We start from the raw sequence: 24851 nt of genomic DNA, 5'->3' as shown, positions 1-24851 counted from the left end.
TGTCGGCCACGGATTCGGTGCGCCCACGCGCCATCGCGTGCGATGGCACCCGGGTGAGGGCATGCTGGACGCGCGAGAGTGCTACACACGCGCGCAGGTCAGCGTACTCCAGGCGCATTGTGCTGGGCAAATGCCGCCCGCGGCCGGTTGGCACGCGGACCCCGCGGGGACAGACGACGGGAGATGACCGGATGGCTCACTCTGTGGAATTCCTCCTCGACGAAGCCTGTGACCAGTACATTCGCCAGCAATGGGCGACGTTGGGCGACGCCGGCCTACCCTCTGCAGCCGACAACGGTTCGGCGACCAATCGCCCCCACATCACCGCGATGGCCGCGGCCCGCATCTCCCCCGACATCGACGCAGCTCTGGGCACAGTCGCGATGCGGTTGCCGATCCGCGTCACGCTGGGCGACGTGGTCGTGTTCGGTCACGGGGCCCGACGAGTCCTCGCACGGCTGATCGTGCCCAGCGCCGAACTGCTGTCGGTACACGCGTCGATCGTGCGCGTAGGCGCTGCGCTCACCGCCGACAACCACGGGCAGGAGTCGCTGTTTGCCCACACCCGACCAGGCTCCTGGACCCCTCACCTCACCGTGGCCCGGCGAATCGGACTCGACAAGATCGGGCGTGCTCTGGAGACACTCGACTCCGTTCACCCCGCCGACACCGCGACGATCACCGGGGTGCGCCGATGGGACGGCGACGCGAAAGTCGAACACGTGATCAGCGGCCGGAGCTGCTGAACGTCGCCAAATGCCATCAGTTCTGCCGCGCTTCGTATCATCGGCACGTGACCGACGATCCCGCCGTGCCCGATGACGGTGCACCCGCACCACGCCAACTCGGACCGATCGACTCGGCGACCAGCGCTCGCGCCAACCGCGCCTGGTGGGACGCCGAAACCACCGACTACCACGCCGAGCACGGCGACTTCCTCGGCGCCGGCACACCCGGGGGCGATTTCGTGTGGTGCCCGGAGAATCTTCGGGAGTCCGACGCACACCTGTTAGGCGCGGTGCAGGGGAAGAGCGTACTCGAAATCGGTTGCGGATCGGCTCCGTGTTCACGATGGCTTGCCGCGCAGGGCGCCGACGTCGTGGCGACCGATCTCTCGCGGCGCATGCTGGGGTACGGGCTGGCGGCGATAGATCGGTTCGACGAGACCCCGGTTCCTCTCGTCCAGGCCACGGCCGAGGCTCTCCCCTTCGCCGATGCCACCTTCGACATCGCCTTCTCGTCATTCGGAGCGGTGCCGTTCGTGGCCGATTCGGGGCGTGTGATGGCCGAGGCCGCACGGGTTCTCGTGCCCGGTGGCCGGTGGGTGTTCTCCGTCAATCACCCGATGCGCTGGATGTTCCCCGACGACCCCGGACCCGACGGACTCACCGTCGCAATCCCCTACTTCAATCGCACCCCGTACTCCGAGGTCGATGCCCACGGCACCATCACCTACGTCGAGCATCATCGGACGATCGGCGATCGGGTTCGCGAGATCCGTTCTGCCGGTCTGATCCTCGACGACATCGTGGAACCGGAATGGCCCGACGACCTCGAACGCGTCTGGGGTCAATGGAGTCCGCTTCGGGGACAATACTTTCCGGGCACCGCAATCTTCTGTTGCCGCAAGCCGGACAGCTGACTTCTTGCAGCACACCGACCGCGTCACAAGAGATCCAACCGGAACACCGCGCACCGGCTCTCGATGACCACGACCCGATCGCGTCATGAACACGACACCGGGGACACCGGTTCGGGACAGCGTATGAGCAATAGACGGGCCGGCGCCGTGGCAGGTTCTACGGTGGCGTCGGGCCCGTATTCGTCATAGCCGCCGACGACAGCCGCCGACCGACTCACAGGAGTTTGGACAGGAAGCTCTTGGTCCTCTCGTGCTGCGGATTTGCGAGAACCTCACGCGGATCACCCTTTTCCACGACGACACCACCGTCCATGAAGACCAGCTGGTCGGCCACCTCACGCGCGAACCCCATCTCGTGGGTGACCACCACCATCGTCATCCCGGACGCCGCGAGCTCGCGCATGACACCGAGCACCTCGCCGACCAATTCGGGGTCGAGCGCCGAGGTCGGCTCGTCGAAGAGCATCAGCTTGGGTTCCATGGCGAGCGCACGAGCGATGGCGACTCGTTGTTGCTGCCCGCCGGAGAGCTGGGCCGGATAGGTATCGGCCTTGTCCGCGAGCCCCACCCTGTCGAGCAGTTCGCGGGCACGCGCAAGTGCCGCGTCCTTCTTCTGCTTCTTGACCTGTGTCGGTGCCTCAATCACGTTCTCCAACACGGTGCGATGCGGGAACAGGTTGAAATGCTGGAATACCATGCCGATGTCGCGCCGCTGCTTGGCCGCATCCTTCGGGCTCATCTCATAGAGCTTGTCGCCGCGTTCGCGGTACCCAATCAGATCACCGTCGACGTAAAGCCGCCCGGCGTTGACCACCTCGAGATGGTTCACACAACGCAAGAACGTCGACTTCCCCGATCCCGATGGGCCGATCAGACAGAGGACCTCACCCTTGGCGACCTCGAGGCTGATTCCCTTGAGTACCTGCAGGGTCCCGAAGCTCTTGCACACCCGATCGGCGCGAACCATCGGTGGCGCAGTGGTTTCAACGGCGCTCATCACTCTCCTCGTCGACGGCGAGTACCGTGTTCTGCGCAGCCGCCATCGCCTTCAATTGCCGACCGGTCAACTGTCGCGACGCTCCTCGCGAGTAGTAGCGCTCAAGGTAGAACTGGCCGACCATGAGCACGCTGGTGACCGCGAGGTACCAGGTCGAGGCGACCAACAGGAGCGGGATCGGCTGGAAGTTGACGCCCGAGATGTCATGCGCGACACCGTAGAGCTCAAGGCTGAACGGAACTGCGGTCACCAGGCTGGTGGTCTTCAGCATGCTGATCACCTCGTTGCCTGTCGGCGGGATGATGACCCGCATCGCCTGCGGCAACACCGTCCGGCGCATCGTCTGGGTCCACGACATCCCCAGCGCCACCGACGCCTCGGTTTGCCCCTCACCCACCGAGGAGATACCGGCGCGCACGATCTCGGCCATGTACGCCGATTCGTTGAGCGCCAGTCCGATCATCGCGAAGGTGAAAGCCGCGTTGAGGGACTGGATGTCGAGGTGGGCGAACTGGACCGTGAACGGGATACCGAGATCGATCTGCTTATACAGCGACGGGAACAGACCCCAGAAGACCAGCTGGACATAGACCGGAGTCCCTCGAAAGATCCACAGGTAAACCCACGACACCGAACGCAGAACCACGTTGGGTGACAGCCGCATGATCGCAAGGAGGACGCCAAGGACGACAGCGATCACCATCGCGAGCACAGTCAGCGCAAGGGTGTACCCGACACCCTCGAGAATGCGGGTGTCGAACAAGTACTTCGCGTAGGTCCCCCAGCCGTACGCGCGGTTGGTCGCCGCTCCCCACACGAACAGGAAGACGAGGATGAGCACGATCGCCGCGGCGATCCACTGCCCGGGGTGTCTGAGGGGTACCGCCTTGATCGGCGCCGGCTCGGACGAGTCGTCCGGGCCGGCACCGATCGGGCCAGTCGTCGGAGCGGTCACCGTCAGCTGGTCGCGCCGTTGACGGTAGCGGTCGGAATGACTCCCGCCTCGACGCCCCAGTGCTCCGCGATCGCCTTGTACTGGCCGTTGTCGATGAGGTACTGGACGGCCTTCTGAACCGCTTGCACGAGTGAGGATCCCTTGGCGATCGGGTAACCGTAGGGCGCCGAATCGAACACCGGTCCGGCGGCCACGATTTTTCCACCGGCCTGCTTGATCGCGTAGGCGGTCACCGGGGAGTCGGCCGACATCGCGTCGACACGTCCGAGGACGAGGGCATTGGTCGCCTCCGACTGATCGGTGTACTTCTGGATCTGGATGGCGGGCTTACCGGCGTCGGTGCACGCCTTGCTCTTCGCCGGGACCTCGTCGGTGTCCTCGACGGTCGTCGACTGCACCGCAACCTTCTTGCCACAGGCGTTGTTCGGGTCGATGTTTCCACCGGCCTGCTGCGCCCACTGGATGCCGGCGCTGAAGTAGTTCACGAAGTCGACCTGTGCTTCGCGCTCCTTGTTGTCGGTAAACGAGGACATACCGATGTTGAAGGTGCCCGCCTGGATCGACGGGATGATCTTGTCGAAATCGGCTTCCTTATACACGGGGGTGAGGCCGAGGGCCTTGCCGATCGCATTCATCAGATCCACATCGAAGCCGATGATCTGACCGCTGCTGTCCTTGAACTCATTGGGCGCATACGGCACATTGACACCGACGATCAACTGTCCGGACTCCCGGATTCCCGCCGGCAACAGTGCCGCGATATCGGATTGCTTGGCAACATCGACGGTTGTCGGCTGGATAGCCGAGTTACCGCCGGCACCGGTCGACGAGTCATCGTTCGAGCAGCCCGCCACCACAAGGGCAATCACGCCCACGAGCACCATGAAGATCCCGGGCAGACGTCGTAGGCTGCCGAACGATCGGAGATCGCGCATCACAACTATCCCTTCGCGCCTCGGAATCACTCTCCGGGGCAGGTCGGCCGATCAGAAGACAGGGCTGTCCCCCGCCGTCTGAACTTACTTGCTCGGAGCTGCTTTCACCGGTTGGTTACGAGAGATTAACCGGTTCGGCCTTGCCGACTCAGATGATCGACCACGGCGCGACCGACATCGGCGGTCGTGGCCGTGCCGCCGAGATCCGGAGTCCGGGCACCGGCGGCGACACTGTCGCCGACAGCGGTGTCGATCGCCGTGGCGGCCGCGAGCATCCGAGCGTCGTCGTGCCGGGTTCCCCACCATCGCAACGACATCGCGGCAGAGTCGATGATCGCGATCGGATCGGCCACTCCGCGTCCGGCGATGTCGGGGGCAGCGCCGTGCGAGGCCTGCGCCATCACGACCGTGTCGGAGCAGTTGACCGAGCCCGCGGTGCCCAACGATCCGGCGAGTTCACCCGCGAAATCGGACAGGATGTCGCCGAACAGGTTCTCGGTCACGACGACGTCGAAATCGCCAGGCCGGCGAACCAGCAGGGCTGCCATGGCGTCGACGTGTTTGTCGTCCACCACGAGTCCCGGATACTGCTCGGCGACCTCCCGACACACGTCCCGGAAGAGCCCGGTGGTTAATCGCAGCACATTCGCCTTGTGCACGATGGTGAGCCGACCCGAGCGTTCACCCGCGAGACGGCACGCCTGATGCGCGATCCGTTCGGTCGCCGCACGCGAGATCACCCCCACGGCGAGCGCGACGTCAGGGGTGGGCATGAAATTCACCCGAGCCGACCGCCATATTTCGGTCGGCGTAGAAGCCTTCGGAGATCTCCCGGACGATGACGACGTCGAGGTCCGGCGCGAGTGCGCCGACACCGGGGATCGCCCGGCACGGGTCGCAGGTTTGCGTAGAGACCGAATCTCTTGCGAATGATGTCACCGGGGGTGAGGTCTGCGGCGAAGTGCGCCGGGTAGCCCGCCGAGTCATGTGGGCCCAGGACCCAGATGTCGAGACCTTCGAGCGCCTCGAGTGTCTCCTCGCCGAACCGGACGCCCGTGTGTCTTGATCGCCGACACCCCGAGTGGCAGTGACACCCAATCGAATTCAATGCCGACGAGCGCGCCCGCCGCGGAGACGACCTCCCTCGCCACGGGCACGATCTCCGGCCCGATTCCGTCGCCGTCCATGACACCGATGCGTCGTCGCGTCCTCGTTGTGTTCATCGGCCCGAGCGTATCGACTGAACCGACCTCGAACATGCCGCGCGAACCCGACCACGCCTGCTGTTGACACCGGGTGTGACGTGCCTCATTCTCATAACCGAATCGGATTCGTTTAAACCTCTGCTGATCTCACAGCTTGCGAAAAGAGCACTCCCATGACCCGACAACCGGCGACCCCATCGAATGCCACTCCGCCCGAGCCAGCGCGCCCCGAGGGCACCGACAGTCCACCACCACCCGGAATCGGCCTGAAACAAAATGCGCTCGGCGCTCCCGCCATCGCCTTCATGGTGATCGCGGCCGCCGCACCACTGACCGTGATGGCAGGCGTCGCCCCCTTGGCATTGTCCATCGGCGGGGCCGGGGCGCCGGTCGCCTACTTGGTTGCCGGTGCCGCATTCGCGATCTTCGCGGTGGCCTTCATGGCGATGACCAGGGCAACCGGCGGAAAGGGAGCGTTCTACTCCTACATCACGCTCGGCCTCGGCCGGTCCGTGGGACTCGGTTGCGGGCTGTTGGCCGTCGTCGCCTACAACGCCCTGCAGATCGGCGTCTACGGCTTGATGGCCATCCAGACCCAGGACGCGATCACCCGCCTGTTCGGCATCACCATAGGGTGGCCCTATCTCGCACTCGCCGCGATCGTGATCGTCTGGTACGTCGGTCGGCGCGGAATAGACGTGGGGGCGAAGTTCCTCGGGGTGCTGCTCTCCCTGGAAACCGGGATCCTGCTGATATTGTCGTTCGCCGTGCTGGCGCAGGGCGGCGCCCACGGGATCGGCCTCGACTCCTTCCATCCGTCCGCGGTGTTCGCTCCCGGCATGGGTGCCGCCCTCGCCTTCGCCTTCGCCGCGTTCATGGGATTCGAGTCCACCGCGCTCTACCGCTCGGAGGCGCGCAACCCCGACCGGACCATTCCCCGGGCGACATACTGGGCGGTCGGCTTCATGGCCATCGCGTATTGCTTCATCGTCTGGTCGATGGTGCAGGCCTTCGGCGCCCGCGAGGTCCAGGCCGCGGCCACCAACGACATTGCGGGACTGTTCTTCTCCGCGATGACCCAGTACGTCGGAACGTGGGCCACCGACGTCATGTCGATACTCATCGTGACCAGTGCTTTGGCCTCACAGATCGCTTTCCACAATGCGATCACCCGCTACACATATTCACTGGCGCGCGATGGCGTGCTGCCCGCCTATCTCGACCGCACACACCCGGTGTTCCGGTCACCGGCGCGCGCCGGTGCACTGCAAACCGTCATCGCCGCGGTCGTCGTGGGCGCCTTCGCCATCGCCGGCGCCGACCCCTACTACCGTCTCCTGCTCCTGGTGAACACCCCCGGAGTACTCGGAATCATTGCGCTACAATTGATCACCGCGATCGCCGCGGTGGCCTATTTCGCGCGCAAGCGCCTCGTGCGAGTCGAAGGGGTCGCCGTCATCGCCGGAATCGTCAGCATCGTGGTACTCGGTGTGGCGCTGGCGGTCCTGATCTCGAAGATCAAGCTGCTCACCAATGCCGACTCCACCACCAATACCTGGCTGGTCGGCCTCGTCGGCGCCGTGTTGCTCGCAGGGATCGCGGTAGCCCAATACTTCCGGCTCCGCCGACCACAAATCTTCGAACGTATCGGCGGGCTGTACGACGACCCGCATGCCGATACCGAACGCTGAACAGAACGAGGAGATCACCGAATGAGCTCGGCAGACACCGTCCTGCTCGCCCGCACCATCCACACCCTGCGCTCCGGCGCACCCGTCGAGGCGATCGCCGTCCGGGACGGCCGAGTCACCGCCATCGGCGATGCGCGCTCGATCAAGACCGAGATCGGTGGCGCCACCGACATCATCGATCTCGGTGACGCAACCCTGACGCCCGGACTCATCGACGGACACATTCATCCGGTACTGGGCTTGAAGATGACTGCCGGACACGACCTTTCGTCGGTGAGGAATCTCGACGAACTCGTCGTCGCGTTACGCGCCGCACCCCGCCGCGACGCGTGGGTGCTCGGCTGGGGGCTCGACCCCAACGTCTTTGGCGGCCGGCCGATCACCCATGCACCGATCGTCGAGGCACTTGGTGACGATGTTCCCGTGTTCATCTATCTCTTCGACGCGCACTCGGCGCTCGCGAGTCCGGCCGCGTTGCACGCGGCTGGGGTGAACGGACCACGCCCCTTCGCGGGCAACGCTGAGATCGTGTGCACTGACGGGATCCCCTCCGGACACCTGCTCGAGCTCGAAGCCATCGAGCTCGTCGAGCGCGCCCTACCGAACGAACCGGCGACTACTCGTCGTCGGCGACTGCACGAGTCGCTGACCGCCATGGCGCGGTCCGGGATCACCTCGGGTAACGCCATGGACTTCGAGGCGGACAGCGGCGATCTCGTCGCCGGCTTGGAGAACTCGGGAGATCTACCGATCCGGTTGCGGTTCGCGCCGTTCTGTATGCCCGGCACCGACCGCGCACAGCTCGACCACATCGTCGAGTTGCAGAGGCGCGGCGGGCGGCGTTGGCGGGTCGACGGGGTGAAGTTCATGATCGACGGCACCATCGACGGCGGGACCGCATGGCTCGAACATGCCGACACACACGGCGAATCGACCGCATCGCTGTGGCCCGATCCGGCTGAGTATCGCGAAGCCGTCCGCTATCTCGCCGCGCGTGGGGTACCGACGGTGACCCATGCGATCGGCGATGCGGGCATCCGATATGCCCTCGACACTCTCGCCGACACCCCGGCGCCACCCACCGGCGTCCGGCATCGGATCGAGCACATCGAAACTCTGCCCGACGATCTCGTGGCGCGGTTCGCCGCGACCGGCGTCGTCGCGAGCATGCAGCCCAACCACTGCACCCTCTATACGCGTGGCGATCAGAGCGACAACTGGTCGGTCCGGCTCGGTACCGAGCGCGCGAATCGCGCGTTCCGCACCCGCGACATCCGCGACTCAGGAGCACTGTTGGCGCTCGGATCGGACTGGCCGGTGGCACCGTTCGACCCACGCAAGATCCTTGCCGACGCGCAGTTACGCCGTCGCGCAGGTCATCTCGACGAGATCCCGGTGTGCCCGGAGCAAGGGCTGACCGCCTCGATGGCCTTGGAGGGGTACACCTCGCACGCTGCCCGCGCCCAAGGATCCGCCGATGCCGGCTGGATCGGAGTCGGTGCCCGCGCCGACTTCACCGTGTTCACCGTCGACCCGTTGACCGCCCCACCCGACGAACTGGCCGACGCTCCTGTCGTTGCGACGATGGTCGACGGCAGTTTCGTGTTCCGAGCGTGATCGGTAAGCGCGGGGTCATGGCCTAGGCTGACGTCGTGCCCCGACCGACCTCGCCGCTCCTCGACCGCGACTCGATCGCTCGTGCCGCGCTCGCCGAGCTCGATGCGAAAGAGACCTTCACCATGCCGGGGCTGGCCAAACGGCTGGGCGTGGCGGTCTCCTCGCTCTACCACCACGTCTCCGGACGCGAAGAGGTACTCGAGCTGGTACGCGCCACCATCGCGGTGGCAATGGCGGACGACGTTGACTGGTCCGGCGGCTGGCGGGCGGCGGTCACGACGTGGTTGCGGAGTTACCGGGACGCATTCGAAGCGCATCCGGCGCTGGTGCGTGCGCTCACCGGGCAGACCGTCGAGGCTCCGGCGATCTTGAACAGCTACGACCACCTCGCGCAGTGCCTCTTCGCGGCCGGATTCGCCGACCCGGAGATCCTGCACCTCATCACGCTCCTCGACACCTTCGCGCTCGGCTCGGCGCTCGACGCCGCAGCACCGGCGACGGTCTGGTCGGTCGCGTCCCTTGCCGACGACAGTTCGCTCGCCCGGGCGGTCGCCGCCGCCCCGAGCGGTCGCGAACGCGCCGATGCGGCCTTCGAATTCGGGCTCGGCCTGCTACTCGACACGCTCGAACGTCGGCTGCTTCTGGAGACGCGTTGACCCACCCCCGTCACTCGACGCGTTGCTTGACCACGCATGTTCCGGAGTCGAAGTGCGCGCAGACGTCTTCGGCGTCAGCGCGCGATTCGGCAGGACGCGCCACCACGTAGCGACTGCCCGATCCGAGCATCTCACCGGGCAGGATCAACGAGCCGTAGTGGTTGTCGCGGGCTTGTTCGGCCCGCCGGTAGCTGCCGAACGCACCGAACTGTGCGTACCAAACGGTGTCGGCGACCGGTGGAACCGGAAGCGATGGGGTCGGCGTGTCGCTCGGGTCGCTGTTCTCCTGTGTGTTGTCGCCGGTGGTGGTCTCGGTGGGCGTGGCCGACTCGGTCGTCGTCTCAGTGACGACGACCGTCGGGGCCGCCGTGGAGTCTGCGGCCGTACTCGAACCCGTATTCCATGGACCCCCAGACAGTGTGAGTCCCACGATGACCGCCGCGACGATGATCAGACCGACGACACAACCCACCACGACCGGGACCACCCACGGCGGTCGGGTCAAGCGTCGGTCGTCATACATGGGCCACTCGGCATCGTCGGTTGCTCAGGATCGTCGGAGGGTGATCCTCAGTGGGCGGCGTCATCCCACGACCGGCCATAGCCGACCGATACCTCCAACGGCACCGACAGCGTGATGGCGTTGCCCATCTCTTCGCGGACAACGGTCTCGACCTGATCGCGCTCGCCGGCGGCGACCTCGATGACGAGTTCGTCGTGCACCTGCAGCAACATCCGCGAGCCCAACTTCTCGGCGGTGAGCCGCTGGTGAACGTTGATCATCGCGACCTTGATGATGTCGGCGGCAGTGCCCTGGATGGGTGCGTTGAGCGCCATGCGTTCGGCTGCCTGGCGGCGCTGCCAGTTGTCGCTGTTCAGATCGGGGAGATAGCGTCGGCGACCGAACAATGTTGCTGTGTATTCGTTTCGGCGCGCCTCGGCGACGACGTTGTGCAGGTAGTCACGCACCCCACCGAACCGGGCGAAGTATGCCTCCATCTGTTCCTTGGCCTCATCGCGACTGATCCGCAACTGCGCTGCGAGCCCGAAAGCACTGAGCCCGTAGGCCAGTCCGTACGACATGGCCTTCACGCGGTGGCGCATTTCGGTGGTCACCTCGTCGATCGGCACACCGAACGCGCGGGACCCGACGAAGTTGTGGAGATCCTCGCCGGTATTGAACGCCTCGATCAGCCCCGCGTCCTCGGACAGGTGCGCCATGATGCGCATCTCGATCTGGCTGTAGTCGGCGGTCATCAGATGGTCGAACGGCGTCCCGTCCTCGGCGCGGCCGACGATGAAGCCATGACGGATCTCGCGGCCGGCCTCGGTGCGCACAGGGATGTTCTGCAGGTTCGGTTCGGTCGACGACAGTCGTCCAGTGGCCGCGACGGTCTGATTGAAGGTCGTGTGGATCCGGCCATCGTCGGCGACGGATTTCAGCAGCCCGTCGACGGTGACCTTCAGCCGGGTGGCATCACGATGCTCGAGTAGATGCGCGAGGAACGGATGCTCGGTCTTCTCGTACAGCATCTGCAAGGCATCGGCGTCGGTGGTGTAGCCGGTTTTGGTCTTCTTGGTCTTGGGCATCTCGAGTTTGTCGAACAGCACCGTCTGTAGCTGTTTGGGCGACCCGAGATTGATCTGTTCTCCAATGACCTCGTAGGCCGCTTCCGCGGCGGCGCGGATGCGTTCGGAGAAACCTTCCTCCAGGGTGGCGAAGTGATCGACGTCGACCGCGATCCCTGCGGCCTCCAGATCCGACAGGACAAACAGCAGCGGCAGTTCCATTTCGGTCAACAGGGGCCGCGAATCGATGCGATCGAGTTCGGTGTCAAGGGTGTCGGCGAGTTCGGCGACTGCACGCGCCTCGAGCATGTGCTGTTCGGCCTGTTGGGCCGACCCACCGTCCTCGTCGAGCAGCGAGAGCTGATCGTTGCCTGCACCGTCGTCGGCGCGAAGCTCTCGACGCAGATAGCGCAAAGCCAAATCGTCGAGGTTGAACGAGCGTTGGCCGGGGCGCACCAGATAGGCGGCCAGCGCGGTGTCGCTGGTGACGCCGCGCAGCCTCCAACCGCGCGAGCGCAGCGCGTGGATCGCCCATTTGGTTTCGTGCAGGGCTTTGGGCGTGTCGGGGTCGGCCAGCCAGCCCCCGAGTGCCTTCTCGTCGGCCGGGTCGAGCTGGGTGATGTCGACATACGCCGACACTCCGTCTGCTGCGGCCAGAGCGATCCCGCTGATGTCGGCACCCACAACCGTGTGTGGCGCGGTCACGGTCAGCCCGGTGCGTCCGGTGCGTGCGTGATCGTCGAGCCAGCCGACGATCTGTCCAGCCGCCAGCACCGAACCGTCGAGATCGAAGCCCGCTTCTGCCTCCGGCTCGACCGAGCTGAGCGTGGAGAACAACCGATCCCGCAGCACTCGGAACTCGAGATCGTCGAACAACTGGTGGATGCGGTCACGATCCCAGCCGACCCGGGCCAGGTCGTCGGGCCCAGCCGGCAGTGCCATGTCTCGGATGAGTTCGGTGAGTTGACGATTGGTCTGCACCGACGCGAGATTGGCCCGCAAGGCGTCGCCGACCTTGCCCTTGATCTGATCCACGTGATCAACGAGGGAGGCCAGTGAACCGTATTCCCGAATCCACTTCGATGCCGTCTTCTCCCCCACACCCGGGATACCCGGGAGATTGTCACTCGGATCCCCGCGTAGCGCAGCGTAATCGGGGTACTGCGATGGCGTCAGCCCGTACTTCTTCTCGACCTCTTCCGGGGTGAAGCGGGTCAGGTCGGAGACACCCTTGCGCGGGTAGAGGACGGTCACCGCGTCGTCGACCAGCTGCAGCGAGTCGCGGTCGCCGGTGACGACGAGGACCTTGAAGCCCTGTGCCTCGGCCTGGGTGGCGAGCGTGGCGATGATGTCATCGGCCTCGTAGCCGTCGATGGCGAACACACCGATCCCTAGCGCATCGAGCACTTCCTTGGTGACATCGACCTGGCCGTTGAACTCGTCGGGCGACTTCGACCGCTGCGCCTTGTACTCCGGGTACATCTCCGAGCGGAAGGTTTTCCGGGAGACGTCGAACGCCGCGGCAATGTGGGTCGGCTCCTCGTCGCGTAACAGGTTGATGAGCATCGAGGTGAAGCCGTACACCGCATTGGTGTGCTGACCGGTCTCGGTCTTGAAGTTCTCGGCCGGCAGCGCGAAGAACGCCCGGTAGGCCAGGGAATGCCCGTCGAGAAGCATCAGCGTCGGCTGGGTGCCGGCCTTGGTCTTGCCTCGGGTGGCGGTCGAACTCTTCGCGGGACTCACCCGGACGAGTCTAGTGGCGACCCCTGACAGACCTTCGCCGCCCGCGACCCCGCCCGGCCCTGCGGCACGTACCGCGAGGTCCGGCTCCCACATCGCTGGGTGGCGTCCACCGGACCAGGGTGCAGAACATCTGCACGTCGCCACGCGGATCCACTCTCTATCCAGCGCGTGACCGGATCGTCGATGAACTCGTGCGCCAGAAGCTCACTGGTCACATCGAGATCGCGGGTGGAAACAACCGTCGTGTCGGTCATGTCCCGACTCTCCGTGCGGGCCGAGGCGAATCGGGCTCAGGCAACGCCGAGGTAGGCCTCGCGCACGGCGTCGTCGACGAGCAGATCCTTGCCTGCCCCCTCCTTGGTGATCAATCCGGTTTCGAGGATGTAGCCGCGGTCGGATCGGCTCAGTGCCTGCTGCGCGTTCTGTTCGACCAGCAGGATCGTCGTGCCCTCACTGTTGATCTGTCCGATGATCCGGAAGATTTGTTGGATCACCATGGGCGCCAGCCCCATCGACGGTTCGTCCAGCAGCAGCAGCTTGGGCCGCGCCATCAGCGCGCGCCCGATGGCCAGCATCTGCTGCTCACCACCGGACATCGTTCCGCCGAATTGCTTTCGGCGTTCACCAAGCCGCGGAAACACCTCGAACACATGCTCCAGGGCCTCGTTGTAGGCCGTCTTGTTCTCGAATTTCCGCCCGTAGCAACCCATGTCGAGGTTCTCGAGGACCGTCATCCCCGGGAAGATACGCCGTCCCTCCGGAACCTGGATGATGCCGCGTTTGACCCGCTCGTGTGGTGCGAGGCGGGTGATCGACTCTCCGTTGAAGCGAATGTCACCCTGTGTCAGCTTGTTCAGTCCGGAGATCCCACGCATCGTCGTCGACTTGCCCGCACCGTTGGCGCCGAGCAGCGTCACGAGTTCACCCGCCTCGACCCGCAACGAGATGCCGTGCAGCGCCTGGACACGTCCATAGTGGATGACGACGTCGGTGAGTTCGAGAACCGGCGGTACCGACACCGATTTCCCGGACACCGACTGCCCCGACTCTCGTGGTGCACCTCTCGCTGCAAATTCGAACGGCTCAGACATGTTCGTCGATTTGGTCATCGGGTACCCCCAGGTAGGCGGCGATCACCGCCGGATTGTCGCGGACGTCTTTGGGTGACCCTTCGGCGATCTTGCGGCCGAACTCGAGCACCACGATCCGGTCGGTGACGCCCATGACCAGTCGCATGTCGTGCTCGATGAGCAGGATCGTGTACCCGTCCTGTCGGATCTTCTGGATCAGGCCCATCAGTGCGGTCTTCTCGCTGGGGTTGAAGCCTGCGGCGGGTTCGTCAAGGCACAAGAGTTTCGGTTCGGTGGCCAGTGCTCGCGCGATCTCGAGTCGACGCTGATCGCCGTAGGGAAGGTTGGATGCCTTTTCCGCCGCGCGTGGACCGATCCCGACGAACTCCAGCAGCGCCATCCCGCGATCCACCGCGTCACGCTCTTCCCGGTAGTGCCGGGGTGTCCGCAGGATGCCGCCGAACACCGAGGTCTTGTGGCGCGCATCGGTGCCCACGCAGACATTCTCCAGCGCGGTCATCTCTCCCCAGAGCCGGACGTTCTGGAAGGTGCGGGCTATCCCTCGACGGGTGATCTTGTGCTGCTTGAGCTTTCCCAACGGCGCATTGTCGAAGGTGACCGTGCCACGGGTGGGTCGATACACCCCGGTGATCGCGTTGAAGCAGGTCGTCTTACCCGCACCGTTCGGTCCGATGAGGCCGAGGATCTCGCCGCGGCGGATCTCGAAACTGACGTCGTCGAGGGCGGCCAAGCCGCCGAATTCGACGGTCAGGCCCTCCACCTTGAGTAGGGTTTCACCCTTGTCGACCGCGATGTCGCGTTGCGGTGCAACGGCTTCGGCTACCGCCACGGGATCAGTCAGATCCGGGTCGATCTGAGTCGGATTGACCAGGGTGGTCGCCTCGGGATCTGCGCGCACCTCGGCGATCTGCTTGGTGAGGTCCGGCGCACCGGATGCCGGGCTCGGCTCGTCGGGCATGCGGTGACTCATGCGGCGGCCTCCTCGGTCGACGGCGCCGGTTTGGGGGTGCGTCGGATCGCGGTGTACACCTGGCGTCCAAACGTGATCAGCCGGGCGCGTGCCGGAAAGAGCCCCTGTGGACGGAAGATCATCAGCACCACGAGGGCAACCCCGAAGAACAGATACTTGTACTCGCTCAATGCTTCTCCACCCACCGAGATGCCCTGCACGCGGGCGGGTAGGTAGATGATGATGAATGCACCGGCGATCACGCCGAGCTTGTTGCCCTGTCCGCCGAGGACCACCGCACACAGGAACAGCATCGAGTTGATGACGGTGAATGCCGTGGGGTCGACGTACTGCACCTGCCCGGCGTAGAACGCCCCGGACAGACCACCGATCCCGGCTCCGATGACGAACGCCCACAGTTTGTATTTGAAGGTCGGCACACCCATGATCTCGGCAGCATCCTCGTCCTCGCGGATGGCCACCCAGGAGCGACCGACCCTGCTGCGTTCGAGGTTACCGATGACGATGAGCACGATGATCACCGCAACGATGCCAAGCCAATACCACCACACGCCGTAGTTCAGGGAAGAGGTGTTGTTGGCAGTGGAGAACACACCACCGGAGCTGTCGGCGGACCGGCCGATCTCCGGGTAGAGCACGCTCTGCAAGCCGGTCGCACCGTTGGTGACGTCGGTGAGGTTGTCGGCGAGCAACCGCACGATCTCACCGAAACCGAGGGTCACGATCGCGAGGTAGTCGCCACGCACGCGCAGCGTCGGCGTGCCCAGGATGACACCGGTGATCCCAGTGATGATGATCGCGAGCGGCACACACGCCAGCCACGCCCACGGACCGGAGAAGAACCCGTGGTCGGTGCTGCCCCACAACGGACTCGACGGGCTGGTCATCAGCGCGACGACGTAAGCGCCGACGGCGTAGAACCCGACGTATCCGAGGTCGAGGAGACCGGTCTGCCCGACCACCACGTTGAGACCGACCGCGATCAGGGCGGTCATCGCGAAGGTCGCCATCACCACCCCGAAGTTGGTGGCAGTCGTGGTGATCAGCGGTGGATTGATGACGGGAAGGAGGGCGATCAGGATGATCAATGGAACCCCGACGAGCCACTGCATGACCCGCGGGAGGCCTTCCCACCAGGTTCGGATGGCGTCACCCAGCCCATGGCGTTCGGGCGACGTGAGCGATGTCGGTGCAGTCGTCATACCCTGGCCTTTCCGAGCTTCTCTCCCAGGATGCCCGTCGGACGGAACATGAGCACCAGGATCAGCAAGGCGAAGGCCACCACGTCTTTCCACTGGTTGCCGAGGACCACCGATCCGTAGTTCTCCATCACCCCGAGCAGCAGCCCGCCGAGAAGCGCGCCGCGCACGTTGCCGATGCCACCGAGCACCGCCGCGCAGAACGCTTTGATGCCCAAGATGAATCCGCCGTTGAAGATGATTCCGTTCGGCACACGCAGGGTGTAGAGCAGTGCCGCGGCGCCGGCGAGCAGGCCGCCGATCAAGAAGGTGACCAGAATGATTCGCTCCCGCGAGACCCCCATGAGCAGGGCCGCGTCCGGGTCCTGGGCCACCGACCGGATACCGCGTCCCAACCGCGTCTTGTTGATCATGAAATCAGTGCCGAGCGCCAACGCGATCGCCGACAGGATGATCACCATCGTGAGGTTGGTGACCGGCGCACCGAAGATGGTGAACTCCTCGACGGCCTGGACCAGCTGGATCGTCGGCTGCGCGCTGGAGCCCCCGAGCGGCGGGTCCACCGGCACCTTGGGTAGCACGTAGTGCACGAACTCCTGGAGCACGAACGACATGCCGATGGCGGTGATGAGGAACGCCAGTGGTTTGGCGTTGCGGCGTCGAAGTGGTCGATAGGCGACGAACTCCAATCCGACGGCGGCACCGCCGGCCACGACCATGCCGCACAGTCCCGCTAGCGCGAGATACACCACGGTCATCAGCGTGCCCTCGGCGTAGACGTTGCCCGACGGACTAAAACGCATGATGAGCAGGCCGATATAGGTGCCGAACATGCCAAGCATGAACACCTCGGAATGCGCGAAGTTGATCAATCTCAACACGCCGTAGACCAGTGTGTAACCCACTGCGACAAGCGCATACACCGATCCATAGGTCAATCCCTCGATGGTCAGACCCCAGAAACCGTCGACGAGCGAGTGGACGTCGAAGCCGATGGTCGACGCCACGTCGGTGGTCGTCTGGGCCGCCGCGAAGAGTGTGCTCACGTTTCCTCCCCTTCAGCCGGATGAGAGCAGCAACACGCGGTGCGCCCGGACCACCGGACGGTGGCCGGGCGCACCGGATGTGTAGGACTTACTTGACCTGGTAGACCCAGATCAGGGACGAGGAGAGCTCGCCGTCCGGTGTCCACGAGTACGGGCCGGCCAGACCCTGACCCTTGTAGGTCCGGATGAACTCCAGCAACTTCGATCGGGTGGTGTTGCCCTTTTCGATGCCCTTCATCATGATCGAGGCGATGTCGTAGGCCTGCACCGAGTAGACGCCGGAGGCCTGGTTGAACGCCGCCTGGTACTCCTTGGCCAGCGTTGCCGGCGCCGGACCACACGGGCACGACAGGTAGGCACCCTTGGCCGAATCTCCGGCCTGGGCAACAAATTGCGGATCGTTCGTGCCATCACCGGACGCGAAGGTCACATTGGGTGCGGCCGACTTCAGCTGCTGAGCCAACGGCGCTGCCTCGGCGTAGTACCCGGCGTAGAACACGGCGTCGGGACTGGCGTTGGTCACCTTTGAGATGATCGCGGAGAAGTCGCGCTCACCGGTCTTGACCTTGCCCGAGCAGTTCGAATCGGCAGCCGAGCCGAGTGACTTGGTCACCACCGCGGCCAGGCCGACACCGTAGGCGCTGTCGTCCTCGATGACACAGACCTTCTTCTTGCCCAGCGAGTTGGTCAGATACTTGCCGACCGCCGCACCCTGAGAGTCGTCATTGGCCAGCCCGCGGAAGAAGGTCTTCCAGCCGTTCCGTGTCAGCGCGGCATTGGTGGCCGAGGCGGTGACCGACACCAGACCGGCCTGATTGAAGATGCTGCCGGTGGCCTTGGTCTCACCCGAGAACGCCGGACCGATCAAACCGATGATCGAGTTGTCGTTGGTGATCTGCGGGGCGACCTGGGTGGCCTTCTGCGGGTCTCCCTCGGTGTCGAAGCGCTTCAAGGTGATCTTGCAGTCGGGATTCGCCTTGTTGTGCTGATCGACGGCGAGCTGCGCACCGTTGACGATGTTGATACCGAGTGCCGCGTTGGAGCCGGTGAGGGCTCCGGCCATGGCGATGGTCGACGGATCGCACTTGGCGCCGCCGGGCTGGGCCGGGTTCAGGGCCGCCGACTCCGCGGCCGGCGGAACCTCTTTACCCTGGGTATTGATCTGGTTGAGAGCCGAAATCGTCAAACCCGAATTACTTGCCGACGAGCCACTCGCACCGGACCCAGAATCAGTGGACTTGTTACTACACGCTGAGACTGCGAGGATTCCAGTCAGTGTCACCGCGATCGCTGCGGTCGCCATTCGACGTCGCATACTTGTTGCCTCTCATCCGCCCACCCGGCGTCGCCGGGAGATCTACCCCGTAGACCCTGAGAGGAACATAGACCCGACGACCGACCTGCGCGGGCTAACCGAGCGAAACCGCGCAGATGCGCATCAAGCTTGTTTCAGAGATTTAACGAACGACCCGTCGAGGTCACTCCTGCGGACCGAGTGTCTCCACCACGACCTGCGCGACGGCCTTCATCGTGGTACGGCGATCCATCGCGGCGCGCTGGATCCACTTGAACGCCTCAGGTTCGGACAACGTCTGCTTCTCCATCAGCAAGCCTTTGGCCCGCTCGACGAGTTTTCGGGTCTCGAGACGATCGGCCATCGACGCTACCTCGTTCTCGAGTTCGCGAAGTTCCTGATACCGGCTGACCGCCACCTCGATGGCGGGCACGAGATCCGCCTTGGTGAAGGGCTTCACCAGATAGGCCATCGCTCCGGCCTCGCGGGCCTTCTCGATGAAGTCGCGCTGACTGAACGCGGTGAGCATGACCACCGGGGCCAGACGCTTGCTCGCGATCTCGCCGGCCGCATCGATTCCGTCCCGGACGGGCATCTTGATGTCCATGATCACCAGATCGGGGGCGAGCTGTTCGGTCAACTCGACGGCCGCCTGACCATTGGGTGCCTCACCGACGACGTCGTAGCCCTCTTCGCGCAACATCTCGATGAGGTCCATCCGGATCAGCGAGTCGTCCTCGGCCACGAGAACCTTGTGGCCCACCTGCGTTCCGTCCGGCGTTACCGACGCACTGTCCGCCACCGTCACCATCCCCTCCTCCACCTCGCGCGCTCGACCTGCGTGAACACCCAGGCCACGCCCATCGCGCACGACGGACGATGAGGGGAAGCGTACCGGTTGAATCGCTACTCGGCCGATCTACTAGACTGGTCCCGCAGCTCAACGCAGTTGCATGCCCTCGTAGCCCAATTGGCAGAGGCAACGGATTCAAAACCCGTGTGTTGGGGGTTCGACTCCCCCCGAGGGCACCAGGAAAACGCTGTTGATCACCGATCTTCGCGGCGAGAACAACGCTCACGCGCCAGACCTTTCCGCAGTGGGTGAATAGAGTGGGCCTTGCGGCCAGTCAATAGTGAGCTCACTACTCTCTCGAAGGAATCGCTGGTTGGTAGGCATCGACTCGCACCACACAGCCGATCAGCGGAATGGTCGAACGCGAAGCTCACACGACATCCGTGGATCGGTCTTCTCGTCTCCACCGTGCTGACGGTGGCCACAACATCCGCCCTCAGTTGACGACGTCGATACAGCCGCAGCGGAATCCCGACGATGTTGCCCAAGTCCAGTTGGCGACCTCGGCGTCCCTCGTTACTTGCCCTGGCCACTTGTCGAACACCATCCACGCCCGGCAGCACACGAGCGCACCTATTCGATTGTCCCCGAAGGCATTCAGCTCGAGGTTCGCAGAGTGCCGTGAGCAAGACCGAGCTCGTTCTCCAGGGCGCGACATACCAGGCGCCCGCGGTCGGGTGTGCCGGCGTAGTGCACCAGGGCGTGCGCGTTGACACCGTCGACCATGCCGAGGAATTGCCACGCCACATCCGCCGGCTCATCGGTGGTGAACTCCCCCGACGCGACGCCCTCCTCGATCACCCCGACAACGAGCGACCGCCAGGTGTCCATCACCGCGCGCACCGCAGCGGCGAGTGAGTCGTTGGTGCGGCCCAGACTGAAGGCATCGGCCCACACCGTGGTCACGTCGTCCCGAGAGGGTTCCAACAGTGTCGCGACGAGTCGACGTAGTTTGTCGGTGGCCGACGGCGCTTCGGCAAGTAGTTCGGCGATCTCCTCGACCTCCGCGGTGGTCACGGTGGTGAAGGTGGCGGCGACGAGCTCGTCCATACTCGGCTCGTAATGGGCCACGAGCGCCGGGGCGACGCCGATCCGGGCGGCCACCGACCGCAGGGTCAGCGCTGGGAGGCCGTCACTGCGGGCGAGTTCACATGCAGCCGAACGGATCTCCTGCGCGCGCTCCTCGGGCGACTTGCGCGCGGCGCGCGGTCGGACCGCACTCGACGACCTACTCATACGGACTCCGGTCCGGCCGGAGTCGCCAAGGCGGGGCGTCGAGAACCTCCATACGCTGTCGCAAGATCACCACCAGTACACGGTAGATGATCACGAACCCGGATATTGATCCGTCTATCAATAATGGACGAAACCCTTGACATACAGCGCAACAGGCCCGTACTCTCGCCAGTTATTGACCATCAGATCAATATCTGACAGCAAGGGGAACATCAGGTGTCGTGGACCATGCCAGCCGAGACCGCACGGCACGACCGCGTGTGGATGGCCTTCCCGAGGGCCAACACCACCCTCGCCGAGAGCCCCGCCGACGCCGAAACCGCCTATACCGCTTGGAGTACGGTGGCCAACACGGTCTCCGAGTTCGAACCGGTGACGGTGGTCGTCGACCCGACCGAAACCACCCGCGCCCACACGATGCTCACTGCCGGCATCGACATCATCGAGGCTGAACTCGACGACGCCTGGATGCGCGACATCGGCCCGACCTTCGTCACCGACGGTGCGGGCCACCTGGCCGCGGTGGACTGGACCTTCAACGGCTGGGGCGCCCAGGAGTGGGCCGAATGGGACAACGACCGCCGCATCGGACGCGTCGTCGCCGAGGCCGCGGGAGTGCCGGTCATCAGCTCCATGCTCGTCCAGGAAGGCGGCGCGATCCACGTCGACGGCGAGGGCACCGTCCTGATCACCGAGACCGTCCAGCTCGATCCCGGCCGAAACCCTTACGCGACCAAGGAAACCGTCGAAGCCGAACTTGCCCGCACACTGGGCGCGCAGAAGGTCATCTGGCTGCCGCGCGGACTGACCCGCGACTACGAGCGCTTCGGCACCCGCGGGCATATCGACATGGTCGCGACCATACCCTCCCCCGGAACGCTGCTCCTGCACCAGCAGCCCAACCCCGAACACCCCGACCACGCCGTGATGCGCGAGCTCCGTGACTTCCTCGCCGGGACCACCGATGCCGCGGGGCGCCGATGGAACATCGTCGACCTGCCCGCCCCCGAGACGATTCGCGACGAGACCGGCTTCGTCGACTACAGCTACATCAACCATCTCGTCGTCAATGACGGCGTGATCGCCTGCGGCTACGGCGAGCCCGCCGCCGACGAGCGCGCCGCCGAGATCCTCGCCGCCGTGTACCCCGGACGGCGCGTGGTGACCATCGACGCGCGGGAGATCCTGGCGCGTGGCGGCGGGATCCACTGCATCACCCAGCAACAGCCCGCCGTCGTGGAGCTGTGATGACCAGCCGCCGCCCGGAGAACGCTCCCCCTGCACAGACTCCGCCGGTGGTGGAGACGTCGATCGCCGAGCTGAGCCAGGCACTCGCGCAGGGCCAGGTGACCGCCGTCGAGCTGGTCGCCGCCTACCTCAACCGCATCGCGCATTACGACCGCCACGGCACCACACTCAACGCGATCCCGGTGCTCAATCCGAGGATGTTCGACGAGGCCCGCGCCTCCGACGAACGGCGTTCTCGCGGGGAGATACTCGGTCCGTTCGATGGGATTCCCTACACCGCCAAGGACAGCTACCGAGTTGCGGGACTATCGGTGGCGGCAGGATCTCCTGCCTTCGAGAATCTGATCGCGGGCAACGACGCCTTCACCATCGAGCGGCTTCGCGCTGCCGGAGCGATCTGCATGGGCCTGACCAACATGCCACCGATGGCCAACGGAGGAATGCAACGCGGCGTGTACGGCCGTGCCGAAAGTCCCTACAACGGCAACTATCTCGCGGCGGCATATCTCTCCGGGTCCTCGAACGGATCGGGCGTGTCGACGGCGGCGAGCATGGCGGCCTTCGGCCTCGGCGAGGAAACCTGGTCGAGCGGGCGGTCCCCGGCGTCCAACAACGCGCTGGCCGCCTATACCCCCTCCCGGGGTGTCATCTCGGTGCGCGGTAACTGGCCGCTGACACCGACCATGGACGTGGTGGTGCCGCATACCCGCACGATGGATGACATGCTGGCGCTACTCGATGTGCTCGTCGCTGACGATCCTCAGACCCGCGGCGACTTCTGGCGCACCCAGCCGTGGGTGAGCCTACCCGCCGCATCACAAATTCGACCCGCCTCCTACCTCGACCTGCGCGATAGGGATGCGTTGCACGGCAAACGTTTCGGCGCACCTCGCATCATTCTCGGCCAGGACGATCAGGCCGGTTGGCCGATCACCCCGCGGCCGTCGGTGATGCAGTTATGGGAGCGTGCTCGCGCCGACCTCGAGGCCGCGGGCGCCACAGTGGTCGACGTCGACTTCCCGGCGCTGACCAATTACGAACTCGACCGTCCCGGCGCCCAGGACGGCTACGCTCGGGGCATCCTGCCAACCGGCTTCTTTGACGCCGAGATGTGGGATCTCACCATCTGGGCGTGGGATGACTTCTTGCAGGCAACCGGCGATCCGACGCTGCACCGCCTCGAAAACGTCAAGGGCGAGCTGATCTTCCCGCTACCCGACGGTGCGATCCCCGACCCGCTCGACGGCTACTACGCGCGCTACAACCTCGACATCAGCGAGTACCCCCACCGCGCAGCGCAGGGCATCGCCCCGCTCACCGAGATCCCCAACCTCGCCGAGGGCGTTCGGGGCCTGGAAAGACTGCGCCGCAACGACTTCGAGGACTGGCTCGACGAGCTGGGCCTTGATGCACTGGTGTTCCCGTCGGCTCTCGACGTCGGGGCCGCCGATGCCGACACCGACCCACAGGCTCACAATCGCGCCATGGCCAACGGGGTGTGGGTGTCGACGGGCAACACCATGATCAGGCATTACGGCATTCCGACGGTCAACCTCACCATGGGGACGATGAGCGACATTGGCATGCCAGTGAACCTGACATTCGCCGGGCGGGCCTACACCGACAACGCACTGCTCGCCTACGGGTGGGCATTCGAGCACCGGACCCATCGGCGCACGGCGCCACCGCGAACCCCCGAACTGCCCACACTCACCCGGCCGGGAACCCTCGCCGCTGGTGCTGCCCCCGAACTCGCGATGACCGCAACGGCTCGCGGCGATGGCGACGTCACCATCATCGAGATCACCGGATGCACCGATGCCCCGATGGTGCAAATTTTCGTCGACGGCTCGGCGGTGGAGGTCGGCCGCGACGACCACTCGTTCACGGCGACAACACAAGTGCCGACCGCCGAACTTCGCCGGACCCACTCGTCGTGGCGTGACCCCTATGGCACGCTGGTCTTGGTGGTCGTGACGGCCGAGCACGGCGCAACCACCGCTGACTACCGGATCGTCACCGAACCGGCCGGCTGACGAGAGATCGGGCCGCAGGGGAACAACCCAGATGCTCCGTCGTAGGAGTCGATGGGACCGAACATGTATTTGACCTCGTCGGTGGCGACAAGTAACTCTTCGGTGGTGCGCATGACTGTGACCGGTATGCCCTCGGGACACGGCGTGGCGGGAAACTCGGTGCGGCCGAGTCCCTGCTTCTCCACCTCGGACGCAATGCGAAGCAGCCCTGCGCTTTTCGTCGCGAGGGACAACAGATAGGCGGGGATGACGCCAAGTGCGACGACGGTCAGCGAACCAACGTCCTCTACCACAACGAGATCGACGGGTAGCCAACGGTGTTAGGATGTTCGGCCAGGAACACCCCGGCCATGAGCACCTACTGCAATCCGATGCCACCGTGGACCGACGACGTCATCGATCGTGAACCTCTCCGGCAGTTTCCCGACGGACACGATCAACACTTCTGCACCCAGGAACGAGGTCACGATGGCGGCGAAGGTGCGCAGCTTTTCCATGGCGGTGCCACTACGTTCTTCGAGCACGAGTCGTCCACCTCGGCATGCACACTGCTCTTCGCACTGAACAAGCCATACCGACGACGGTGTAACCAGGGGTGAGATCGGGCGGGTGATGTGTCGACGATGTCGCCAGAGGTAGGCGGATCGCAAAGTACGGTTCCCGACATCGAAGTCAGGACCGTGGCCGGGATCGCTCGTGCACAGCCGATATCGAGTAGCCGCCAGAGCGCCATGGGGTGCACTGGAACCGACCCTGCGCGACGACGCAGCGGACGAGTCCGACGGTCTGTCCACTGTCCACCGCGAACCACCCCACCCGCCCTCTCGGCGACGCGAGCGAACAGTCGCCTCCGACGTGGTTGCGGGAT

The 24851-nt window shown here is 64.9% G+C and carries 21 protein-coding genes, 1 tRNA gene and 1 pseudogene; 9 read left to right on the top strand and 14 right to left on the bottom strand.

Annotation, left to right across the window (positions count from 1 at the left end):
• The first annotated feature begins 191 nt into the window (after positions 1–191).
• Both EF294_RS08545 and EF294_RS08540 read left to right on the top strand, forming a co-directional pair.
• Positions 192–746 carry a 2'-5' RNA ligase family protein gene (locus EF294_RS08545; protein WP_123928183.1) on the top strand — a complete coding sequence of 185 codons (555 nt, stop codon included), beginning with the start codon at positions 192–194 and terminating at the stop codon, positions 744–746.
• A 47-nt stretch (positions 747–793) separates the two neighbouring features.
• The gene (locus tag EF294_RS08540; protein ID WP_123928180.1) at positions 794–1642 is read left to right on the top strand and encodes a class I SAM-dependent methyltransferase; all 849 of its coding nucleotides are present in this window, start codon (positions 794–796) and stop codon (positions 1640–1642) included.
• A 214-nt stretch (positions 1643–1856) separates the two neighbouring features.
• Here the strand turns inward: EF294_RS08540 and EF294_RS08535 are convergent, their stop codons facing one another.
• The 4 genes and pseudogenes from EF294_RS08535 to EF294_RS22845 form a co-directional block, all read right to left on the bottom strand.
• Entirely contained in the window at positions 1857–2639 is a 783-nt protein-coding gene (locus EF294_RS08535) for an amino acid ABC transporter ATP-binding protein (protein WP_281275991.1), read from the bottom strand.
• Positions 2626–3594 (bottom strand): amino acid ABC transporter permease, encoded by a 969-nt coding sequence (locus tag EF294_RS08530; RefSeq protein ID WP_185090994.1) that lies wholly within the window; start codon positions 3592–3594, stop codon positions 2626–2628. The genes EF294_RS08535 and EF294_RS08530 overlap by 14 nt, the downstream gene beginning before the upstream one ends.
• Before the next feature lie 2 nt (positions 3595–3596).
• Positions 3597–4529: an ABC transporter substrate-binding protein gene (locus tag EF294_RS08525; RefSeq protein ID WP_185090993.1), complete on the bottom strand. Its 933-nt coding sequence runs from the start codon at positions 4527–4529 to the stop codon at positions 3597–3599.
• Between the two features lie 125 nt (positions 4530–4654).
• A pseudogene (locus EF294_RS22845) lies at positions 4655–5752 on the bottom strand (isocitrate/isopropylmalate dehydrogenase family protein).
• A 155-nt stretch (positions 5753–5907) separates the two neighbouring features.
• Between EF294_RS22845 and EF294_RS08515 the strand changes: the two are divergent.
• From EF294_RS08515 to EF294_RS08505, 3 genes are read left to right on the top strand one after another with little or no spacing between them, the layout of a single operon-like run.
• Positions 5908–7425, top strand: coding sequence for an APC family permease (locus EF294_RS08515; protein ID WP_123928170.1), 1518 nt, complete (start codon positions 5908–5910; stop codon positions 7423–7425).
• Between the two features lie 21 nt (positions 7426–7446).
• The gene (locus EF294_RS08510; protein WP_123928166.1) at positions 7447–9042 is read left to right on the top strand and encodes an amidohydrolase; all 1596 of its coding nucleotides are present in this window, start codon (positions 7447–7449) and stop codon (positions 9040–9042) included.
• A gap of 35 nt (positions 9043–9077) precedes the next feature.
• A complete protein-coding gene (locus EF294_RS08505) occupies positions 9078–9698 on the top strand; it encodes a TetR/AcrR family transcriptional regulator C-terminal domain-containing protein (RefSeq protein WP_123928163.1) in 621 nt (206 codons plus the stop codon).
• A gap of 10 nt (positions 9699–9708) precedes the next feature.
• Here EF294_RS08505 and EF294_RS08500 read toward each other — a convergent pair whose 3' ends face one another.
• The 8 genes from EF294_RS08500 to EF294_RS08460 all read right to left on the bottom strand — a co-directional run bounded on the left by EF294_RS08500 (position 9709) and on the right by EF294_RS08460 (position 19421).
• The gene (locus EF294_RS08500; protein ID WP_246007756.1) at positions 9709–10203 is read right to left on the bottom strand and encodes an SPOR domain-containing protein; all 495 of its coding nucleotides are present in this window, start codon (positions 10201–10203) and stop codon (positions 9709–9711) included.
• Between the two features lie 65 nt (positions 10204–10268).
• On the bottom strand, positions 10269–13010 hold the full coding sequence (gene polA, locus EF294_RS08495) for a DNA polymerase I (protein WP_123928330.1): 2742 nt from the start codon (positions 13008–13010) through the stop codon (positions 10269–10271).
• A gap of 290 nt (positions 13011–13300) precedes the next feature.
• Positions 13301–14044: an ABC transporter ATP-binding protein gene (locus EF294_RS08485; protein WP_123928158.1), complete on the bottom strand. Its 744-nt coding sequence runs from the start codon at positions 14042–14044 to the stop codon at positions 13301–13303.
• A gap of 49 nt (positions 14045–14093) precedes the next feature.
• A complete protein-coding gene (locus tag EF294_RS08480; protein WP_123928155.1) occupies positions 14094–15071 on the bottom strand; it encodes an ABC transporter ATP-binding protein in 978 nt (325 codons plus the stop codon).
• Positions 15068–16273, bottom strand: a complete 1206-nt coding sequence (locus tag EF294_RS08475) for a branched-chain amino acid ABC transporter permease (RefSeq protein WP_123928152.1) — start codon at positions 16271–16273, stop codon at positions 15068–15070. Before EF294_RS08475 ends, EF294_RS08480 begins: the two co-directional genes overlap by 4 nt.
• Positions 16270–17316, bottom strand: a complete 1047-nt coding sequence (locus EF294_RS08470; protein ID WP_123928150.1) for a branched-chain amino acid ABC transporter permease — start codon at positions 17314–17316, stop codon at positions 16270–16272. The genes EF294_RS08475 and EF294_RS08470 overlap by 4 nt, the downstream gene beginning before the upstream one ends.
• Positions 17317–17404: 88 nt before the next feature.
• Complete coding sequence (locus tag EF294_RS08465; RefSeq protein WP_123928147.1) at positions 17405–18631, bottom strand: branched-chain amino acid ABC transporter substrate-binding protein; 1227 nt, start codon at positions 18629–18631, stop codon at positions 17405–17407.
• A gap of 163 nt (positions 18632–18794) precedes the next feature.
• Positions 18795–19421, bottom strand: coding sequence for an ANTAR domain-containing response regulator (locus EF294_RS08460; RefSeq protein ID WP_123928144.1), 627 nt, complete (start codon positions 19419–19421; stop codon positions 18795–18797).
• A gap of 144 nt (positions 19422–19565) precedes the next feature.
• Between EF294_RS08460 and EF294_RS08455 the strand changes: the two genes are divergently transcribed.
• Positions 19566–19642 (top strand) — tRNA-Leu (locus tag EF294_RS08455).
• A 418-nt stretch (positions 19643–20060) separates the two neighbouring features.
• Here the strand turns inward: EF294_RS08455 and EF294_RS08450 are convergent.
• Entirely contained in the window at positions 20061–20699 is a 639-nt protein-coding gene (locus EF294_RS08450) for a TetR/AcrR family transcriptional regulator (protein ID WP_123928141.1), read from the bottom strand.
• A 216-nt stretch (positions 20700–20915) separates the two neighbouring features.
• On the opposite strand from EF294_RS08450, the gene EF294_RS08445 reads away from it, so the two are divergent.
• Positions 20916–21947 (top strand): agmatine deiminase family protein, encoded by a 1032-nt coding sequence (locus EF294_RS08445; protein WP_123928137.1) that lies wholly within the window; start codon positions 20916–20918, stop codon positions 21945–21947.
• A complete protein-coding gene (locus EF294_RS08440) occupies positions 21947–23983 on the top strand; it encodes an amidase (RefSeq protein ID WP_185090992.1) in 2037 nt (678 codons plus the stop codon). Before EF294_RS08445 ends, EF294_RS08440 begins: the two co-directional genes overlap by 1 nt.
• On the opposite strand, the gene EF294_RS21995 is transcribed toward EF294_RS08440, so the two are convergent.
• Positions 23953–24276 (bottom strand): hypothetical protein, encoded by a 324-nt coding sequence (locus EF294_RS21995; RefSeq protein ID WP_246007755.1) that lies wholly within the window; start codon positions 24274–24276, stop codon positions 23953–23955. The two genes, EF294_RS08440 and EF294_RS21995, sit on opposite strands and share 31 nt — an antisense overlap.
• Before the next feature lie 57 nt (positions 24277–24333).
• Here EF294_RS21995 and EF294_RS21990 point away from each other — a divergent pair, with 57 nt between their 5' ends.
• Positions 24334–24582, top strand: a complete 249-nt coding sequence (locus tag EF294_RS21990) for a hypothetical protein (RefSeq protein WP_246007754.1) — start codon at positions 24334–24336, stop codon at positions 24580–24582.
• The last annotated feature ends 269 nt before the right edge of the window (positions 24583–24851 follow it).

The organism is Gordonia oryzae (genome assembly GCF_003797185.1).
Taxonomy (GTDB): domain Bacteria; phylum Actinomycetota; class Actinomycetes; order Mycobacteriales; family Mycobacteriaceae; genus Gordonia; species Gordonia oryzae.
The sequence above is the reverse complement of the archived record's forward strand: the minus strand, read 5'-3'. Positions and strand labels throughout refer to the sequence as shown.

Bases quoted from the DNA above. Each gene is read 5' to 3' on its own strand.
- EF294_RS08545 (WP_123928183.1), top strand. From the start codon at position 192: ATGGCTCACTCTGTGGAATTCCTCCTCGACGAAGCCTGTGACCAGTAC.
- EF294_RS08535 (WP_281275991.1), bottom strand. From the start codon at position 2,639: ATGAGCGCCGTTGAAACCACTGCGCCACCGATGGTTCGCGCCGATCGG.
- EF294_RS08525 (WP_185090993.1), bottom strand. From the start codon at position 4,529: ATGCGCGATCTCCGATCGTTCGGCAGCCTACGACGTCTGCCCGGGATC.
- EF294_RS08515 (WP_123928170.1), top strand. From the start codon at position 5,908: ATGACCCGACAACCGGCGACCCCATCGAATGCCACTCCGCCCGAGCCA.
- EF294_RS08510 (WP_123928166.1), top strand. From the start codon at position 7,447: ATGAGCTCGGCAGACACCGTCCTGCTCGCCCGCACCATCCACACCCTG.
- EF294_RS08480 (WP_123928155.1), bottom strand. From the start codon at position 15,071: ATGAGTCACCGCATGCCCGACGAGCCGAGCCCGGCATCCGGTGCGCCG.
- EF294_RS08475 (WP_123928152.1), bottom strand. From the start codon at position 16,273: ATGACGACTGCACCGACATCGCTCACGTCGCCCGAACGCCATGGGCTG.
- EF294_RS08465 (WP_123928147.1), bottom strand. From the start codon at position 18,631: ATGCGACGTCGAATGGCGACCGCAGCGATCGCGGTGACACTGACTGGA.
- EF294_RS08460 (WP_123928144.1), bottom strand. From the start codon at position 19,421: ATGGTGACGGTGGCGGACAGTGCGTCGGTAACGCCGGACGGAACGCAG.
- EF294_RS08450 (WP_123928141.1), bottom strand. From the start codon at position 20,699: ATGAGTAGGTCGTCGAGTGCGGTCCGACCGCGCGCCGCGCGCAAGTCG.
- EF294_RS08440 (WP_185090992.1), top strand. From the start codon at position 21,947: ATGACCAGCCGCCGCCCGGAGAACGCTCCCCCTGCACAGACTCCGCCG.
- EF294_RS21990 (WP_246007754.1), top strand. From the start codon at position 24,334: ATGAGCACCTACTGCAATCCGATGCCACCGTGGACCGACGACGTCATC.